The 17,014-nt window shown below is 67.3% G+C and carries 17 protein-coding genes; 2 read left to right on the plus strand and 15 right to left on the minus strand.

Going from position 1 to position 17,014, the window contains the following annotated elements:
• Nucleotides 1–71: 71 nt before the first annotated feature.
• The 5 genes from ACLV8F_RS15160 to ACLV8F_RS15180 are packed head-to-tail and all read right to left on the minus strand — an operon-like array spanning nucleotide 72 to nucleotide 4,208.
• A complete protein-coding gene (locus ACLV8F_RS15160; protein ID WP_411885032.1) occupies nucleotides 72–638 on the minus strand; it encodes a Crp/Fnr family transcriptional regulator in 567 nt (188 codons plus the stop codon).
• 13 nt (nucleotides 639–651) lie between these two features.
• Complete coding sequence (locus ACLV8F_RS15165; RefSeq protein ID WP_411885033.1) at nucleotides 652–1,338, minus strand: ABC-type transport auxiliary lipoprotein family protein; 687 nt, start codon at nucleotides 1,336–1,338, stop codon at nucleotides 652–654.
• Nucleotides 1,335–2,267 carry an MlaD family protein gene (locus tag ACLV8F_RS15170; RefSeq protein ID WP_411885034.1) on the minus strand — a complete coding sequence of 311 codons (933 nt, stop codon included), beginning with the start codon at nucleotides 2,265–2,267 and terminating at the stop codon, nucleotides 1,335–1,337. Before ACLV8F_RS15170 ends, ACLV8F_RS15165 begins: the two co-directional genes overlap by 4 nt.
• A 34-nt stretch (nucleotides 2,268–2,301) precedes the next feature.
• Nucleotides 2,302–3,090, minus strand: a complete 789-nt coding sequence (locus tag ACLV8F_RS15175; protein ID WP_411885035.1) for an ABC transporter ATP-binding protein — start codon at nucleotides 3,088–3,090, stop codon at nucleotides 2,302–2,304.
• Nucleotides 3,087–4,208, minus strand: coding sequence for an MlaE family ABC transporter permease (locus ACLV8F_RS15180; protein WP_411885036.1), 1,122 nt, complete (start codon nucleotides 4,206–4,208; stop codon nucleotides 3,087–3,089). Before ACLV8F_RS15180 ends, ACLV8F_RS15175 begins: the two co-directional genes overlap by 4 nt.
• 344 nt (nucleotides 4,209–4,552) lie before the next feature.
• Between ACLV8F_RS15180 and ACLV8F_RS15185 the strand changes: the two genes are divergently transcribed.
• Nucleotides 4,553–6,295, plus strand: coding sequence for a GMC family oxidoreductase (locus ACLV8F_RS15185; RefSeq protein WP_411885037.1), 1,743 nt, complete (start codon nucleotides 4,553–4,555; stop codon nucleotides 6,293–6,295).
• Between the two features lie 48 nt (nucleotides 6,296–6,343).
• Here ACLV8F_RS15185 and ACLV8F_RS15190 read toward each other — a convergent pair whose 3' ends face one another.
• The 8 genes from ACLV8F_RS15190 to ACLV8F_RS15225 all read right to left on the minus strand — a co-directional run bounded on the left by ACLV8F_RS15190 (nucleotide 6,344) and on the right by ACLV8F_RS15225 (nucleotide 14,359).
• Complete coding sequence (locus tag ACLV8F_RS15190; protein ID WP_411885038.1) at nucleotides 6,344–6,802, minus strand: MarR family winged helix-turn-helix transcriptional regulator; 459 nt, start codon at nucleotides 6,800–6,802, stop codon at nucleotides 6,344–6,346.
• A gap of 112 nt (nucleotides 6,803–6,914) precedes the next feature.
• Nucleotides 6,915–7,904: a Bug family tripartite tricarboxylate transporter substrate binding protein gene (locus ACLV8F_RS15195; protein WP_411885039.1), complete on the minus strand. Its 990-nt coding sequence runs from the start codon at nucleotides 7,902–7,904 to the stop codon at nucleotides 6,915–6,917.
• A 101-nt stretch (nucleotides 7,905–8,005) separates the two neighbouring features.
• Entirely contained in the window at nucleotides 8,006–8,425 is a 420-nt protein-coding gene (locus tag ACLV8F_RS15200; protein ID WP_411885040.1) for an acyl-CoA thioesterase, read from the minus strand.
• Nucleotides 8,426–8,430: 5 nt separating this feature from the next.
• Entirely contained in the window at nucleotides 8,431–9,216 is a 786-nt protein-coding gene (locus ACLV8F_RS15205; RefSeq protein ID WP_411885041.1) for an SDR family NAD(P)-dependent oxidoreductase, read from the minus strand.
• 31 nt (nucleotides 9,217–9,247) lie between these two features.
• Nucleotides 9,248–10,498 carry a thiolase family protein gene (locus tag ACLV8F_RS15210; protein WP_411885042.1) on the minus strand — a complete coding sequence of 417 codons (1,251 nt, stop codon included), beginning with the start codon at nucleotides 10,496–10,498 and terminating at the stop codon, nucleotides 9,248–9,250.
• 22 nt (nucleotides 10,499–10,520) lie between these two features.
• On the minus strand, nucleotides 10,521–12,389 hold the full coding sequence (locus tag ACLV8F_RS15215) for a feruloyl-CoA synthase (protein ID WP_411885043.1): 1,869 nt from the start codon (nucleotides 12,387–12,389) through the stop codon (nucleotides 10,521–10,523).
• Nucleotides 12,390–12,486: 97 nt separating this feature from the next.
• Nucleotides 12,487–13,266, minus strand: a complete 780-nt coding sequence (locus ACLV8F_RS15220; protein ID WP_411885044.1) for a crotonase/enoyl-CoA hydratase family protein — start codon at nucleotides 13,264–13,266, stop codon at nucleotides 12,487–12,489.
• A gap of 268 nt (nucleotides 13,267–13,534) precedes the next feature.
• Entirely contained in the window at nucleotides 13,535–14,359 is an 825-nt protein-coding gene (locus tag ACLV8F_RS15225) for a phosphate/phosphite/phosphonate ABC transporter substrate-binding protein (protein ID WP_411885045.1), read from the minus strand.
• A 151-nt stretch (nucleotides 14,360–14,510) separates the two neighbouring features.
• On the opposite strand from ACLV8F_RS15225, the gene ACLV8F_RS15230 reads away from it, so the two are divergent.
• On the plus strand, nucleotides 14,511–14,897 hold the full coding sequence (locus tag ACLV8F_RS15230; RefSeq protein ID WP_411885046.1) for a hypothetical protein: 387 nt from the start codon (nucleotides 14,511–14,513) through the stop codon (nucleotides 14,895–14,897).
• Between the two features lies 1 nt (nucleotide 14,898).
• Here ACLV8F_RS15230 and ACLV8F_RS15235 read toward each other — a convergent pair whose 3' ends face one another.
• Both ACLV8F_RS15235 and ACLV8F_RS15240 read right to left on the minus strand, forming a co-directional pair.
• A complete protein-coding gene (locus ACLV8F_RS15235; RefSeq protein ID WP_411885047.1) occupies nucleotides 14,899–15,357 on the minus strand; it encodes a hypothetical protein in 459 nt (152 codons plus the stop codon).
• A 38-nt stretch (nucleotides 15,358–15,395) separates the two neighbouring features.
• Nucleotides 15,396–16,883, minus strand: coding sequence for an ammonium transporter (locus ACLV8F_RS15240; RefSeq protein ID WP_411885048.1), 1,488 nt, complete (start codon nucleotides 16,881–16,883; stop codon nucleotides 15,396–15,398).
• Nucleotides 16,884–17,014: the final 131 nt, after the last annotated feature.

Genomic DNA, 17,014 nt, shown 5'->3' on the forward strand with positions numbered 1-17,014 from the left:
GCCGGTGCGCTACAGGGACAGGCTTAGCTACCCCAGCCCGAACGGGAGAGGGTTGAGCCCGGATGGGGGGTCTACTTTTTCCGCAACAGTTTGACCAACTGGTTGCTGGTGTTGCGCAATCGCTGCGCCATCATCTGGGTGATTTTGACCAGCAGCTTGGCGCCCACGCCGGGATGGTCGCGGATCAGCAGGGCGATTTCATGGCGGCCCCAGACGCCGGCCTCCACCGCCTCGATGGCGGTGCAGGTGGCGTAGCGCGGCTCACTGTCGAGCATGGACATGTCGCCCACGGCCGCGCCGGCGCGCACCACCGCCACGCGCGAGACGGCGGGCTCCGCGCTCGCATCCGCATCCACCTGCGCCGCATCGGCCGGCGTCTCCAGGCGCTTGGTCACGTCGACCGTGCCCTTGAGGATCAGCATCATCCAGTCGCCGAATTCGCCTTCGCGGATCATCACCTGGCCGGGCTCGGCGCGCATCAGCAGCATGGACGCGCCAAGGATGTCGGCTTCGGCGGGCGTGAAGTCCTGCAGCAGCTGCGAAGTCTGCAGCAGGTCCGGGCCGTAGGCGCTCAGGCGTTCGCAGCAACCGAAGACGTGCAGCCCGGCGGCGTCCAGTTGCTCTTGCAGCGTTTTCATGGCGTTGCGGGCGTCAGCGCGCGGCGGCTTGCTGCAGCCACTGGTCTATCTCTTCAATGGCCGCGTCGGTGGCGGCCGTCAGGGCCTGCACGCCGCCGGGCGCGTCGCTGCTGGGCGCGGGCCGCTGCACGATGACGTTGCGCTGGCCGACCAGCTTGTCGCCGGCGGGCGTGACTTCCACCAGCGTGGCGCGCAGGCGGATCAGGCCGACGCTGGTTTCCGGCGCGGTGAACAGCTGGCTGAATTCTTCGAGGTCCATGCGCAGCAGCAAGGGCAGCACCGCGTTCTGGCTGCGGTTCAGCGCCACGCTGGCGCCGGCGTTGAACACGGCGCGGCGCTGGCCCAGTTGCTCGCGCACGCGCTGGCGCACCAGCTGCGCGGGCGGCATGCTCCAGCGCGCCTGCGAATAGGGGCGCAGCTGCTGTGCGTCGGCATAGCCCAGGCGGTAGAGTACCGCCATGTTGTCCAGCGCGCCGCCGGAGGTCGAGATGTCGTCAAGCGCAATCGCCGGCAGCGGCGCCTGGCGTGTCGTGGGCAGGGTTGCGAGCGGGCCCGGGCCGAAGTCGTACATGGTGGCGCGCGTGGGCTTGTCGGGCAGGCCCGAGCAACCAGCCAGCGCCAGGGCGGCCAGCAGCGCGCATGCGAGGCCGGCGGCGCGCGAAGACACTTGGGAAGAGGGTTTGGAAAAAGCGCTCATCATTTTTTCACTCCAGAGGCGGAAAAACCGGGTTCGCCCGGGCCGGGCACGGGCGGGCCGTTGCCGAAGATCAGCGACTGCGGGTTGTCGTCGACCGCGCTCACGGTGCGGCGCAGCTGGCGCATGGCGCGCGCGGTCTCGTCGGCCACCTCGCCGAGCTTGGGCAGCGTGCCGGCGCTGAAGGTTTCCACGCCCGCGGCCAGCGCGGTGCCGCCTTCGGACAGCTTGTCGAGCGGCCCGCCTTTTTCACTGAGGCGCGTGGCGGTGGCGCTGATGTCGTCGGCGGCCGTCTTGATGGACGCCAGCGTGGCCGTGGAATTGCGGGACAGGGCCGGCAGGGACGCCACCGTCGGCTCCAGCCCCTTGGCCACGCGGTCCATGCTGCCGGCGGCATCGCCGATCTGTTTGATGGCCGCGGTCACGGCCTGCTGGTTTTCGTCTGACAGCAGCTTGTTCAGGCGCGTGCTGGCCTCCTCCACATGGTTGAGGATCACTTCGCTTTGCTTGAGCAATTTATCCAGCCCGCCGGTCTTGATGGGGATGCGCGGCGGGTCGTCGTCATTGACGGCCAGCCGCTCGGCCGACTTGCCGTCGTCGTCGAGCTGGATGAAACCCAGGCCGGTGACGCCTTGCGAGGCGACGGTGGCGAAGGTGGACTTGGTGATGGGCGCACTGCTGTCTATGGAGACGCGGATCAGCACGTTGCCCTTGACCTTGGCGTCAAAACCGATCAGCTCGACCTTGCCCACCGGCACGCCGCGAAAGCGCACCGCCGCCTGCGGCTGCAGGCCGGAGACGGTTTCGCTGGTGCTCATGTCGTAGAGGTCGCGCTCGGTGTTGTCGCGCGTGAGCCAGATTGCCAGCAGGGCCAGCAAGGCGGTGACCACCAGCACAAACGCACCGGCGGCCATGGCATGGGCTTTGTTTTCCATGGTCAATACCTCTCTTCTAAATGACGATGTGTGCTCATACAGTAAAGGGGTATTCGCGTAACAACTCCATTGCGCGCTGACCCCTTTCTCCTAGGAAAAATTCGTGGATGAAGGGGTGCGGGAAAGCCACCACTTCCTTGGGCACGTCGTTGACGATGACCTTCTGCTCGGCCAGCACGGCGATGCGCGTGCTGAGCTCGAACAGCGTGTCCAGGTCGTGTGTCACCATGACTACCGTGAGTTCCATGTCGCGGTGCAGCGAGCGCAGCAGCGAGACAAAACTGTCGGAGCTTTCCGGGTCCAGCCCGGCGGTGGGCTCGTCGAGCAGCAGCAGCGGCGGGTCCATGATGAGGGCGCGCGCCAGCGCGACGCGCTTGACCATGCCGCCCGACAGGTCGCTGGGCATCTTGTCGGCGGTCTCGGGCGACAGGCCCACCATCTGCAGCTTGACCATGGCCGCCTCGTAGATCAGCGGGCGCGGCAGGGTCTTGAGTTCGCGCAGCGGAAAGGCGATGTTCTCCAGCACGGTGAAGGCCGAGAACAGCGCGCCCTGCTGGAACAGCATGCCGACGCGGCTGGCCGCGCCGCGCTTGCCGAGTTCGGCGGCCGGCCGGCCCAGCACGGTGATCTCGCCCTGGGTCGGTTTTTCCAGCCCCAGCATCTGGCGCAGCAGCACCGTCTTGCCGGTGCCCGAGCCGCCGACCAGGGACAGCACCTCGCCGCGCTCCACGGTGAGGTCCAGGTCCTTGTGCACCACGGCTTTCTTCTCGCCGTTGGGGAACACGGTCCAGAGCTTTTTGATCTCGACGATGGGATCGCTCATATACCGACACTCTTGAACAAGACTGCAAACAAGGCATCGACGAGGATCACGACGGTAATCGAGGTCACCACCGACGCCGTCGTGCCCTGCCCCAGGCTTTCGGTGTTGGGCTTGACGCGCAGGCCGTAGTGGCAGCCGATCAACGCGATCAGCACGCCGAACACCACCGACTTGGCGGTGGCCAGCGTGAGGTTGGCCACCTCCACCGCGGCCGGCAGCGAGTTGATGAAATAAGACGGGGTGATGTCCATGGAGACGTTGGCAGCCAGCATGCCGCCCAGCAAGGCGGCGATGGTGGTCCAGACGCTGATCAGCGGCATGACCACGGCCAGCGCCAGCGCGCGCGGCATGACCAGCCGGAAGCCGCGCGGTATGCCCATGACGCGCATGGCGTCGAGTTCTTCGGTGACGCGCATGACGCCGATCTGCGCGGTGATGGCCGAGCCGCTGCGCCCGGCGATCAGGATGGCGGCCAGCACCGGGCCGAGTTCGCGTATCAGCGAAATGCCCAGGATGTTGACGATGAAGGAATCGGCGCCGAACTGCTTGAGCTGCTGCGAGATCAGGTAGGCCAGCACCACGCCGATCAGGAAACCCACCAATGCGGTGATGGGCAGCGCGGTGGCGCCGATGTGGAACAGGTGACCCGACAGGTCGCGCCAGGGGCCTTCCTGCGGGCGCCGGACCAGGCGGATGATGTCCAGCAGCAACTGCCCGATCAGGCGCACCAGGCCCTTGAGGTGGTCGACCAGCCGCAGCACGCGGGTGCCCAGCACGATGAAGGGCTCGGTCCAGTTGGGCTTGCGGGGTTTGGGCGGATCGGTGCTGAATTTGGCGACGGTTTCCAGCACCGCGCGCTGGCTGGGCTCGGCCTGCAATTGCGCCGGCCAGTCGCGGCCCCAGTGGTTCCACAGCACCTGCGCGCCGAGGTGGTCGAGCTTGCCGATCTGCTCAAGGCTCCAGCCGGCGGGCGCATCGCCCAGCGCCTTGAGCTGCGCGGTCAGGCCTTCCCAGACGGCTTCACCCGTGAGGCCGGCCGCCGTCCACGCACCCTGCACGACAAGCAGCCGGCCCTGCGGCGTGTCCTGCTGTTCGATGCGGGGCGTGGAGTCTTCCATAAGCATTCGGTATAGCCAGGCGCGAGCCGGCGGTATGCAAACGCGCGAAACACAAAATTGCCATGGTAACTGCTGAAAACACAAATGCTTGCCCCCTCCAAGCGCTGTCGCCTTGGTCCTACAGCCGGATTGGAAGATGGCCAAAGCTGATGCGGCAAGGCTGCCAGCGGGGGTAATCCCCGCCGTCCGGCCGCCGGGGTTTTGCCACAATCGGGCCAGGGCGCGGCGGTCAGCCCCGCGTTAGGCTGGGCTGGCACCATGCGGCAAAGGCAGCGTGCGCCGCCCGCTGCCGCCACCCCGGCGCCCCGCAGAACAAAAGCCGAACACCAAGAGACAAGACATCCATGCAAGACGAGAGCCAGGTTTTTGACTACATCATCATCGGCGCCGGCACCGCCGGCTGCCTGCTGGCCAACCGCCTGAGCGCCGACGCGTCCAAACGCGTGCTGCTGATCGAGGCGGGCCGCAAGGACGACTACCACTGGATCCACATCCCGGTGGGCTACCTCTACTGCATCGGCAACCCGCGCACCGACTGGCTCTACAACACCGAACCCGACACCGGCCTGAACGGCCGGGCGCTGCGCTACCCGCGCGGCAAGACGCTGGGCGGCAGCTCCAGCATCAACGGCATGATCTACATGCGCGGCCAGGCGCGCGACTACGACCAGTGGGCGCAGCTGACCGGCGACATGGCCTGGCGCTGGGAAAACTCGCTGCCGCACTTCAAGCTGCATGAAGACCACCACAAGGGCGCCGACGCGATGCACGGCGCGCGCGGCGTGGCGCCCGAGCTGATGCAGGACAAGAGCCAGCCCTACCAGCAGCTGCTGCGCCACCGCAACTCCGGCGGCGAATGGCGGGTGGAAAAGCAGCGCCTGCGCTGGGACATCCTGGACGCCTTCGCCGAAGCGGCGCAGCAGGCCGGCATACCCGCGACCAGCGATTTCAACCGCGGCGACAACGAGGGCGTGGGCTACTTCGAGGTCAACCAGAAAAACGGCTGGCGCTGGAATACGGCCAAGGCCTTCCTGCGGCCCGCCTGCTACGGCCGCCCCAATTTCGAACTCTGGAACAACGCCCAGGTCTGCAAGCTGGTCATCGAGCCGCAGGCCGACGGCGGCCAGCGCTGCACCGGCGTGGAGGTGTGGGCCGGCGACGAACGCATCACGGCGCGCTCCACGCGCGACTCCGGCCACATGGGCGAAGTCATCCTGTGCGCGGGCAGCATAGGCTCGCCGCAAATCCTGCAGCTCTCGGGCATAGGCCCGGCCGCCTTGCTGCAGCAGCACGGCATCCCGGTGCTGCAGGACCTGCCCGGCGTGGGCGCCAACCTGCAGGACCACCTGCAGATCCGCTCGGTCTACAAGGTGCAGGGCGCGCCGGGCGCCAAGGCCTGGGGCCTGTCGCTCAACACCATGGCCGGATCGTTCTGGGGCAAGGCACGCATCGGGCTGGAATACGCGCTGCGCCAGACCGGCCCCATGAGCATGGCGCCGTCGCAGCTGGGCGCCTTCACGCGCAGCTCGCCGGACCAGCCCTATCCCAACATCGAGTACCACGTGCAGCCGCTGTCGCTGGACGCCTTCGGCGAGCCGCTGCACGGCTTCAATGCCTTCACCGCCAGCGTCTGCAACCTCAACCCGACCAGCCGCGGCACGGTCCACATCAAGAGCGGCCGATTCGAGGACGCGCCGGCGATCGCGCCCAACTACCTGAGCACGGCCGAGGACCGCCAGGTGGCGGCCGATTCGCTGCGCGTGACGCGCAGGATCGTGGGCCAGAGCGCGCTGGCCAAGTACCAGCCCGAGGAATTCAAGCCGGGCGTGCAGTTCCAGACCGACGAAGAGCTCACGCGGCTGGCGGGCGACATCGCCACCACCATCTTCCACCCGGTGGGCACGACCAAGATGGGAAGGGACGACGACCCGATGGCGGTGGTCGACTCGCACCTCAGGGTGCGCGGCATACGCGGCCTGCGCGTGGTCGATGCCGGCGTGATGCCGCTGATCACCAGCGGCAACACCAACTCGCCGACGCTGATGATCGCCGAGAAAGCGGCGGCCTGGATTCAGGCCGGAATCTGAGCAAGGGACTGCGCGGGCGCCGAAGCGGCTTCATCAGGGCCGCGAGGTTCAGCGGTAGATTTTCTGCAGCAGGCGCGTCAGCGTTTTCTTTTCGGTGGCGCTCAGGCGCTGGGTCGCCTCGGACTCCAGGTCGAAAGCGGTGCCTTCCGCCTCGCGCATCAAGGCCTCGCCCGCGTCGGTAAGGTAAAGCCCCACGGCGCGGCCGTCCTGCGGGTGCGGCTTGCGGTGCACCAGCTTGCGCTTTTCCAGCGTGACGATTTTTCCCACAAGATTGGGCGGCAGGATGCTCAGTGCGCCGCACAGCTGGCGCGAGGTGATGCCGGGGTTGTGCGTGATGAGCGACAGGATCGAGAAGTCCACGTGCCTGAGGTCATAGACCGCCATGCGCTTCATGAACAACTCGATGACCTTGAGGGATGCGCGCGTGGCGTTGTAGCCCACCAGGGTTTCGAGGTAGGAGGTATCAACCTCCTCTACCGAAGGGGCGACTTTGGACGACACAGGCATAGGGGATCGGGGCGCTTTCTTTGTCTGGCAACGCTGCCGGCGCAGGCATGCGTCCAGGCTAGCCCCGATTATGCCAATGCCGCCCGCCGCGGCCGGCCGCCCCCGCCGCGCGTCAGGACTCCGCGGTGAAGCCGATTTTTTTGGTCAGCGGGCCCCAGCGCTCGAACTCGCGCTTCTGGCTGTAGGCCATGTCGTCTGCGGTGCCGCCATAGGGGATCAGCCCCACCACCGTGAGCGAGTCGATGACGGATTTGTCCTGGATGGCGGCATTGATGGCGGCGTTGGCCGCGGCCACCATGTCGGCGGGCGTTTTCGCGGGCGCGTAGAAGCCAAACCATTCTTCCGCCGTCAGGTCGGCGAATCCCTGCTCGGCGAAGGTGGGCACTTCGGGCACGAAGGGTGAGCGCTGCTTTCCGGAGGTGGCCAGGATGCGCAGCTTGCCGGCCTTGTAGTTGGGAATGAAATCGCCGTGCGGCGTCACCATCGCGGCGAGCTGGCCGCCGACCAGGTCGGTCACGCCGGGCACCGAGCCGCGATAGGGCACATGCTTGAGGTCCACATGGTTGTTCAGGCCGAGCAGGGCGCCTATGAAGTGCGGGGCCGACCCGGCGGCGGGCGAGCCGTAGCTGGCATCCTTGGGATTGGCCTTGGCCCAGGAGAGAAAGTCCTGCACGTTCTTGACGGAGGCCGGCACCAGCGGCCCGACGGCCAGGCCGTGGTGGATCATGGAGGCGGTCCCCACCGCGACGAAATCCGCGAAGGGGTCGTAAGACAGTTTTTTGTAGATGTGCGGGTACAGCGACAGGCAGGAGGATGGCGTCATCGCCAGCACGGAGCCGTCCGCCGGCGCCGTCTTGAGCACCTCCAGCGCGATCCGTCCGCCCGCGCCGGTCCGGGTGTCGATGACGCCGTTGTTCCTGGAATACGCGGTGCCGCCGAAGCGGTCACCCACGCGGCGCGCGCAGATGTCGCCCGCGCTGCCGGCCGGAAAGCCGTAGAGGATCTTGACCTGCTCGAGCGCCCGCGCCAGCGCCGGGAAAGGCGCGAGGGCCGCCGCCGAAAGCGCCGCGGCGGTCTGCATGAAATGACGACGTGTTTGCATGAGATGTCTCCTTGTGGGTAAGTTCACGGGTCGAAAAGCAAAAATCCGCCAAGCGCCAGACGCCAGGGGCCGTACACCCCGGACGCGTCAGTTGCGCCCGTTCAACTGCATTGGCGGCGGATGTCGGGTGGCACGGCAATGGCCTTCATGCGGCCGGGTTTGTCGGGGTGGCGTATGCAGAAGGCGCGGGTTTCCAGGCCTTCGCAGATCAGGTCATCGCCGCGCCGGATCACATGGCTCTGGATAAACACCTTGTCCCGCCACTCCTGCACGCGGGTGTGGATGCGCAAGGTTTCACCATAGGTGGCGGGCTGGCTGAAGCGGGTATTGATCTCCAGCAGGGGGGTGCCGACGATGCCGGTGGTTTCGACCAGTTCCCGCCAGGGCGGCACGCCGCAGGCGGCGAAAAAATTCAGCGATGCGGCATCCATCCAGCGCGAGAAATTGGGGAAGAACACGATCCCCGCCGGGTCGCAATCGCCGAACGCGACCGCCACTTCGTAGACCACGGTTTTTTCCATGCCGCTCACCTGGGCGCCATGCGCAGCGCGCCGTCCAGGCGGATCACTTCGCCGTTGAGGTGGTCGTTGTTCACGATGTGCGCGGCCAGTTGCGCGAACTCTTCGGGCTTGCCCAGGCGCGGCGGAAAGGGAATGCTGGCGGCCAGCGAAGCCTGGACCGCCTCGGGCAGCTGCGCCATCAAGGGCGTGGCGAACAAACCGGGCGCCACCGTGCAGACGCGGATGCCGTGCTGTGCGAGGTCGCGCGCCATGGGCAGCGTCATGCCGGCCAGCCCGGCCTTGGAGGCGCTGTAGGCCTGCTGCCCGACCTGGCCGTCGAAGGCGGCAACCGAGGCGGTGAACATCATCACGCCGCGCTGGCCGTCCTCCAGTGGAGGCAGTTTGGCGCAAGCGGCTGCAAACAGGCGGCTCGCGTTGTAGGTGCCCACCAGGTTGATGGTGACGACTTTGGCAAAGTCTTCGAGCGGCGCAGGGCTGCCGTCTTTGGCCACAACACGTTTTGCCGAACCGATGCCGGCAACGTTCATCAGGATGCGGGCCGGACCATGTGCGGCAGCGGCTTTCTCAAGTGCGGCGGCCAGGCTGGCGCTGTCCGTGATGTCGCAGTGGCAGGCCAGCGCGGCATCGGGGCCATGGGCCGCGCGTATGCTGCCGGCGACCTTTTCCGCATTGGCCAGGTTGATGTCCAGCACGGCGACCTTGCCGCCCAGGCGCGCGAGTTCGCGGGCAGTGGCTTCGCCCAGCCCCGAGCCGCCGCCTGTCACCAATGCCGCAAGTCCTTGAATGTTCATGTCAGTGCTCCAGAATCTGTTGGGGGGAAGCTCATGCCGCCTCCGGGTTTTCAAGCAGCAGCGCCATGCCCTGGCCGCCGCCCACGCAGGCCGACGCGATGCCGTAGCGCACGCGCGCGCGCTGCATTTCCCGCGCGACGGTGATGATCAGGCGCACACCGGTCGCCGCCAGGGGATGGCCCATGGCGATGGCGCCGCCGTTGACGTTGAGCTTGCCCATGTCCAGGTCCAGCTCGCGCGCCACTGCCAGCACCTGCGCGCCCTGGGCTTCGTTGATTTCAAAGCGGCCGACCTGGTCCAGCCTCAGGCCGCAGCGCTGCAGCAGCAGGCGGATCGCGGGGGCCGGGCCTATGCCCATGATCTCGGGCGGCACCCCCACCACGGCGGCGGCCACGACACGCGCCAGTGGTTTCGCGCCACGCGCTTTCACATAGGCGCCGGATGCCACCAGGGCCGCCGCGGCCGCGTCCACCAACGCCGCGCTGTTGCCGCCGGTCTGCACACCGCCAGCGTGGACCGCCCTGAGCTTGGCCAGGACGTCGACGGGAGACAGCCGCGCATGCGTGTCGTGCGCGACTTCCACGGCCTTGCCCTGCAGGCGGATACCGCGCGCGGCATAGCCGGCAAGCTCGAATTTTTCACTGACCACCGGCACGATTTCACCCGCGTGAAAGCCGGCCTCCCGCGCCGCCACGGCTTTGGCGAAGGAGCCGGACGCAAATTCATCGACCTCTTCACGCGTGATGCCGTATTTCCTGGCGAGGTTTTCCGCGGTCTGGATCATGTCGATGCCGGCGGCCGAATCCTTGAGGGCCTCCCACATGAAGTCCTTGAACCCGACCGGCGCGCCCAGCTTGAAGCCGGTGCGGTGCTCGAAGGAAGCGATCGGGTTGCGCGTCATGCTTTCGGCGCCGACGACCAGCGCCACGCTGGCCGCGCCACTCTGGATCTGCTCGCCCGCCTGGCGGAACAGCTCGAAGCCGGTGCCGCAGATGCGCTGCACCATGATGGCGGGCACTTCCACAGGCACCCCGGCATACAGGCCGATATGGCGCGGCAGCATGAATTGTTCGAAGTCGCCCGGCGCCATGTTGCCGGCAATCACCGAATCGACGTCCGCGGCGTCGACGCCGGCGCGCTGCAGCACGGCGCGCGCAGCCTTGATGCCGAGATCGGTCGGCGACACGTGGCCGAGGGCGCCGCAGTAGTCGACCATGGGCGTGCGAACGCCGGCCAGCATCCAGACGTCCTGAAAAGCACTGAAGAATCCTTTGGGCTGCATGATGGTTTTTTGCGTTGGGGTTTTAGCGTGCCGCGGGTTTGACGATGGGATGCGCCGTGCCCTCATGCAGGGCCGCCACGAGCGCCTCGCGGTGCGTGAGCACGGCGCGCTGGTTGATGGAGCCCTTGTCGGTGAGCTCGCCCTTGTCGAAGGAAGGCGGCTCATGCATCAGGAGCAGGCGGGCGATGCAGCTCGCGCTGCCGGTGGCGTTCTGTGCAAGCCGGTCCAGCACACCCTGGAAGTGCGCGATCACCTGCTCGCACTCGAGAACCTCCCGCAGCGGCGCGTCGGGTGTCAGGCCGGCCAGCGCGCGCACCGCGGGCGTCGGGAAAACCAGCGCCCCCACTTCCTTGAGGTTGATGCCCGTGAGGACGACGTCCTGCACATAAGGCGCCCCGGCCGCGACGATCTTCGCGCGCAGCGGGCCCACGCTGACAAAGGTGCCGGTGGCGAGCTTGAAGTCTTCCGCGATGCGCCCGTCGAATTTGAGCCCGCGGTGAATGTCGCCGTCGTCAATCCATTTGACGGCATCGCCGGTGCGGAAAAACCCTTCTTCGTCGAAAGCCTCAGCCGTCTCCTGCGGCGCCCGCCAGTAGCTGGGGGACACATTGGGGCCTTTGTAGCGGACCTCGGTCTTGCCGTCCACGGCGGCCAGCTTCAGCTCCATCCCGGGCGCGGGCACGCCCAGGTCGCCGGCCTTGACGTCGGGGCTGGTCACAAAGATGGCGAAGGGTGCGGACTCGGTCATTCCCAGTCCGGTCACCATGACGATGCGCTCGCCGATTTCCTTTTCTTCCGACGCATACAGGCTGTCCCACACGGGCTGGGCCAGCGCGGCGCCCGCGTAGAAAAACATCTTCACGCGCGACAGCAGCGTGCGTCGCAACTGCGCATCGGTCTTCATGGCGTGGGCGATCGCCTCAAAGCCGGTCGGGACGTTGAAGTAGACCGTGGGGGCGATCTCGCGCAGGTTGCGCAAGGTCTCGTGCATCAGCGCCGGCGTGGGTTTGCCGTCGTCGATGTAAAGCGTTCCGCCGTGGAACAGCACCATGCCGAAGTTGTGGTTGCCGCCGAAGGTGTGGTTCCACGGCAGCCAGTCGACCAGCACCAGCGGCTCCTCCCCCAGCACCGGCATGGACTGCGCCATCTGCTGCTGGTTGGCGCACCACATGCGCTGGGTGTTGATCACGGCCTTGGGCATCCTGGTCGAGCCGCTGGTGAACAGGAACTTCACGATGGTGTCCGGGCCGGTGGCCTGCATGGCACGGTCCACCGCGGCCGTCGCCGGCGTTGCCGCCAGGTCCGCAAAGCGTGTGCTGGCGCGCCCCTGAATGCTCCCTGCGGCAAGCACCACCTCGACCTCCCCGCCCTCCTCGCCCAGCGTGGCCTGGATGGCCCGGGCATAGCTGCCGGCTTCGGCGGCAAACACCAGGCCGGGCGTCACGGTCTTGATCACATGGCGCAGCTTGTCGTAATCCCGGCTGGCCAGGGAGTACTGCGGCGACACCGGCACGAAGGGCACGCCGGCCACCAGGCAGCCCAGGGTCAGTTGCGCATGTTCGAGGTCGTTCCCGGAAAGCATCATCACGGGCCGCTCGGCGCTGAGGCCGCGGTCCAGCAGTGCCTGCGCGATGCCGCGGGCCGCCGCCCAGGCCTGGGCGTAGCTGAGGTGAAGCCAGTCGCCGGTCGTGCCGTCCGCCCGCTTCTCGCGCCGCGCCATGAAGCTGCGGCCGGGCGCCGTCAACGCCCAGTGCTGCAGGCGGTCGGTGATCCGGGCCGGGTAGGCGTCCAGGGCCTGCTCAGCGCGCAGGTAGCAGACGCCGGGCTGGCCCTGGCGCAGCACGACACGGGTCACGCCAAAGCGCAGGGGGCGGAATTTGGGGGCGCTCATGATGGTGTTGTCTCTTTGTCTCTTTATCTTTTCAGCTCTTTGGCTTTGTCTCTTCTTTGTCTCTTCCACCGACCCGCATGCCGGCCCACCGGCAGGCTCAGGCTTTTTTCACCTTGGCGGCCTTGCCGGCGAGGAAATCCTTGACGCGGTCTTTGGCTTCGGGCGCGCTTTGTGCCACCGCCGCCATCAGGGCTTCGGTAAAGAACCCCTGGTCCGCGGGCTGCTCGGCAATGCGCGGCAAGGCATGCATCAGCGCGTAGTTGGTCAGCGGCGCGTTTTGCGCCACCCGGCCGGCCAGTTCGAGCGCCTTGCCGAGGGCCTGCCCTTGCGGCACCAGGTACTGCGCGAGGCCTATGCGTTCGCCCTCTTCGGCGCTGTAGACGCGGCCGGTCAGCATCATGTCCGTCATGCGGGCCGTGCCTATCAGGCGCGGGATGCGCACCGCGCCGCCGCCGCCGACGAAGATCCCGCGCGAACCTTCGGGCAAGCCGTAAAAGGCGCTTTCGTCGGCAACCCGGATATGGCAGGCGCTCGCCAGTTCCAGGCCGCCGCCGACCACCGCGCCGTGCAGCGCGGCAATCACGGGCACGGGCCCGTACTGCAGGCGGTCCAGCGCGGCGTGCCACATGCGCGAGTGGTGCAGGCCCTGGCTGGCGTCGCGCTCCTGCAGTTCACTGAGGTCAAGGCCGGCGCAGAAGTGCTCGCCCTCGCCGTAAAGAACGGCGGCCCTGGCGGCGGCGGGCAGGTTTTCAAACAGGTCGCGCAGGGCCAGCACCTGGGCGTCGCCCAAGGCATTGCGCTTGGCCGGGCGCGCCAGGCGGATCACGGCAATGTCGCCGCGCATATCGAGATCGAGATGAAGGTATTTTTGGGTCATGTGGAATTTTCAGTGAGGCCGATTATGATTATGAATCATAACCATTACAACGAGGCCGAACCGGTTTTTTCCAGTGAAAACCCTAGGAGGTCCAAGGGCGCGGTCACGCCAACGGACACGCGCGCGGGTGGGCGCGGCGAAATAAAAAGGGCGGACGGAGAGTGGGCGGCCGGGGCTCAAACGGCACAGCCGGGAAGACTCTGGCGGGTCTTATGCCACCGGCGCAACGGCATGGCGCGCGGCGGTGTCGCGGTGAATCAGGAACGGGTCAGATATTGAGCCACTTGAGCAGCTCGCGCATGCGCGGCTCCGAGGTGGTATCGAACTGCTCGACGCCTATGCGCTTGAGCACGTCCTTGCCGGCATCGCTGGCGGGCAGGGCCAGCAGTTCCTCCTGGATGGCCTTGAGCTGCTCGGGCTTGATGCGCTTGTGGGCCACGAGCGGAAAGTAGGGCTGCGCCACGCTCTTGTGCAGGATACGGCCGCCGTCTTTTTCCCACTTCTTGGCGATGCCCGAATAAGAGGCCACGCCGCCCACGTCGGCGAATTTGTTGTCCAGGTAAAAGCCGACGGCGGCCTGTTCGCGCACGAACTGCACGTTTTCCTTGCCCACCAGGATGCCCTTGTCGCGCAGCTCCGCCGCGCAGAAGCGCGACATGTAGGCGATCTGCTCGGGCAAGGCGATGCGCTGGCCCTTTACGTCGTTGATGGTCTTGAGCGCCGAGCCCTTGGGCACGATGACGAAGCACTGCCCGTCGGGCTTGGTGCTGGCGATGTAGCTGTAGCCGTAGTCGCGCATGCCGCGCGCGGGGTAGTCGCTGGGGCGGGCCATCACCAGGTCGAAGCGCCCGGTCTGCATGCCTTCCTCGAGCTGCTTGAACTCGCGCGCGAACACCACGCTGACCTTGGCTTTCAGGGCCTTGCCTATCACTTCGGCCAGGCCCTGGTATTTGGTGATCACCTGGGCATGGTCCAGGCCGCCCGAGGTGCCTTCGCTGATGCCCAGCACCAGTTGCTGCGCCGGGGCCGGAGCCTGGGCTTGCGCGGGACCGGCCCCGAGCAGGCTCGCCGCCAGGGCCAAGGTCCATCCCATGGATGTCATTTCAGTACGCGACATAAGCCAAGCTCCCTCATCGTTATTGACTTGCATGCTAAGGCCTGCGTTTGCAGCGGGCCAGTTGTGCTTACCCTTAATCGGTTTGCCTTACATCCTTGCCGCATGCGGCGATGACACAATGCGACGCATGAAGCACCTGCCCCTCCCCCTGGCCGCCGCCCTGCTCCTGGCGCTGTCCGCCTGCGGCTCGTCGCCCAAGGCCAGCCACGATCCGCTGTCGATCGCCCGCGCCCCGGTGGCGGCGGCGATCAACGACTACCAGCGCTGCGCGGGCGACGCCCTGCAGCCGATGAAAGACGACCCCGCGCAATCCGTCTTTGTGCTGGCCGATGCCGCACTGGCGGCCTGCGATGCCGGCCTGCAACAGGTCAAGCGCAGCATCCTGGCGGACAACGCGGGCCACCCTTATGTGGCCACCTTCGCGGACGAGGCCAGCGCGAACATCCGCGCGCGCACCCGCAACATGCTGGCCCACGGGCTGAACCGCGCGCGGGAAGCGCTGCCGGCGAACTGAACTAGCGCAGGCTTTTCACGTAGCGCGGCGCGTTCGGGTCGCGCGGCTTGCGCTCGCGGTGGCCCTCTTCGCCGAAGATCGCGCCGAAGGTGGATTCGATGAAGCCCGACTCGGGGTAGACCTCTTCCTCGGTGTCCACCGAACGCGCGCTCTGGCGGTCATGCTGGGGCGGCGGCGCCACGACGGGCGACGTGCGCTCCTTCACCACCTCGGTCACCATCTGCACCAGCGGCACGCGCGGCTTGGGGTCGGGCACGGCCATGATCTCTTCGAGCTTGTCGGCCCAGACGGCCAGATCGTAATGGCCGTCCTCGGCCGCCTTCTCGCGCGCAAAACGCGCGACCTCGGCGGCGTACTCGTGATTGCTGGCCATCCACTCGGTGTCGGTCACCCGCCCCGTCTTGCGGCGCAACAGGACGTGCAGGTGGGCCGCGATGGCGATTTTCTCGTTGGAAGGCATGGTGGGGTGTCCTTCAGGGGTGAAAAAAAGCCGGTGTATCAGGTGCCGAGGCGTTCGGCATGCTGCGTGATGTCCAGGCCGTCGCTCTCGGAGGCTTCGCTGACGCGCAGGCTGACGATCAGCGAGGTGACCCACAAGGCCAGCGCCGTCATGAAGAGGCTGTAAGCCATCACCGCGCCCGCGCCTATGGCCTGCGTCAGCACACTGCCTTCGGCGCCGGAAATCGTTTTGCTGGCAAACACACCCGTGAGCAGCGAGCCGACGATGCCGCCCACCCCGTGCACGCCGAACACGTCCAGTGAATCGTCGGCATTGAGCAGGCGTTTGAGGCCCGTGGCGCCCCAGTAGCAGGCCAGCCCGGCGACGACACCGAACACCAGCGCCGCGCGCGGCGAGACAAAACCGGCCGCCGGCGTGATGGCGACCAGGCCTGCCACCAGGCCCGAGCACAGGCCCAGCAGTGAAGGCCGCCCGCGCACCGCCCACTCCGCGGCCATCCACGACAGCGCGCCGGCCGCGGCCGCAATGTGCGTGACCGCCATGGCCAGGCCCGCCCGGCCGTCGGAGGCCACGGCGGAACCGGCGTTGAAGCCGAACCAGCCGACCCACAGCATGCCGGCGCCGGCCATGGTCAGCCCCAGGTTGAAGGGCGTGAAGGGTTCGCGGCCGTAGCCGTGGCGCGGGCCGAGCGCATAGGCGCAGACCAGCCCGGCGATGCCGGCATTGATGTGCACCACCGAGCCGCCGGCGAAATCCAGCGCGCCCATGCGGGCCAGCCAGCCGTTGGGCTCCCAGACCCAGTGCGCAATCGGGGCGTAGACGACGACCGTCCACAGCGACATGAAGATCAGCATCGCGGAAAAGCGCATGCGCTCCACGAAGGCGCCGACCACCAGCGCCGCGGTGATGATGGCGAAGGTCAGCTGGAACATCGCGTAAACCGATTCCGGGATGTTGGGCGCGATGTGGCTGACCGCGACCTTTTGCGCGTCCTTCACGTAGTCCAGCCCGGCGAACCAGAAGCGCTCGGTGCCGCCCAGGTAGTGGCCCCAGGCGCCGCTGCCGGGCGTGAAGGCGAGCGAATAACCCACGGCGAACCACAGGAGGCTCACGATGGCGCAGATGGCGACGACGCAGGCCATGACGTTGAGCACGCTCTTGCGGCGCACCATGCCGCCGTAAAACAGGGCAATGCCGGGCAGCGTCATGAGCAGCACCAGCGCGGTGGACGTCATCATCCAGGCGGTATCGGCGCCGTTGAGGGTCTCGGCCCCCACCAGCCCCGGGTGCGTCAGGGGCGCGGGCGCCGGGGCGGCAGCGGGGGCCGGAGCGGCGGCTACCGGTGCGGGGGCGGCCGGCGGCGGTGCGGGAGCCGCAACGGGCGCGGCGGCCTCAGGCGCGGCGCTGGCGGCGGCCACAGGCGCGGCAGGAGCCGGCGCAGCCGCCGGGGCCTGCGCCATGGCCAACTGGCAGGCCAGGCCCACCCAGATCGCCAAGCCCCACGCCATCAAGCTCTTCCGGTGCATACACGCCCGCCTTTCTTGCAGTCAGCCAACAATTCGTAACAACCAGGCTATAAGAGGCATAAGTCGTGCCAAGGCCGGCGGAGCGAAAGTAAAGAAAAGTTGAGTACTTTTGGGCTCAAATGCCTGTGCAC

This window comes from Polaromonas sp. YR568, from assembly GCF_943369675.1.
Classification (GTDB): domain Bacteria; phylum Pseudomonadota; class Gammaproteobacteria; order Burkholderiales; family Burkholderiaceae_C; genus Polaromonas.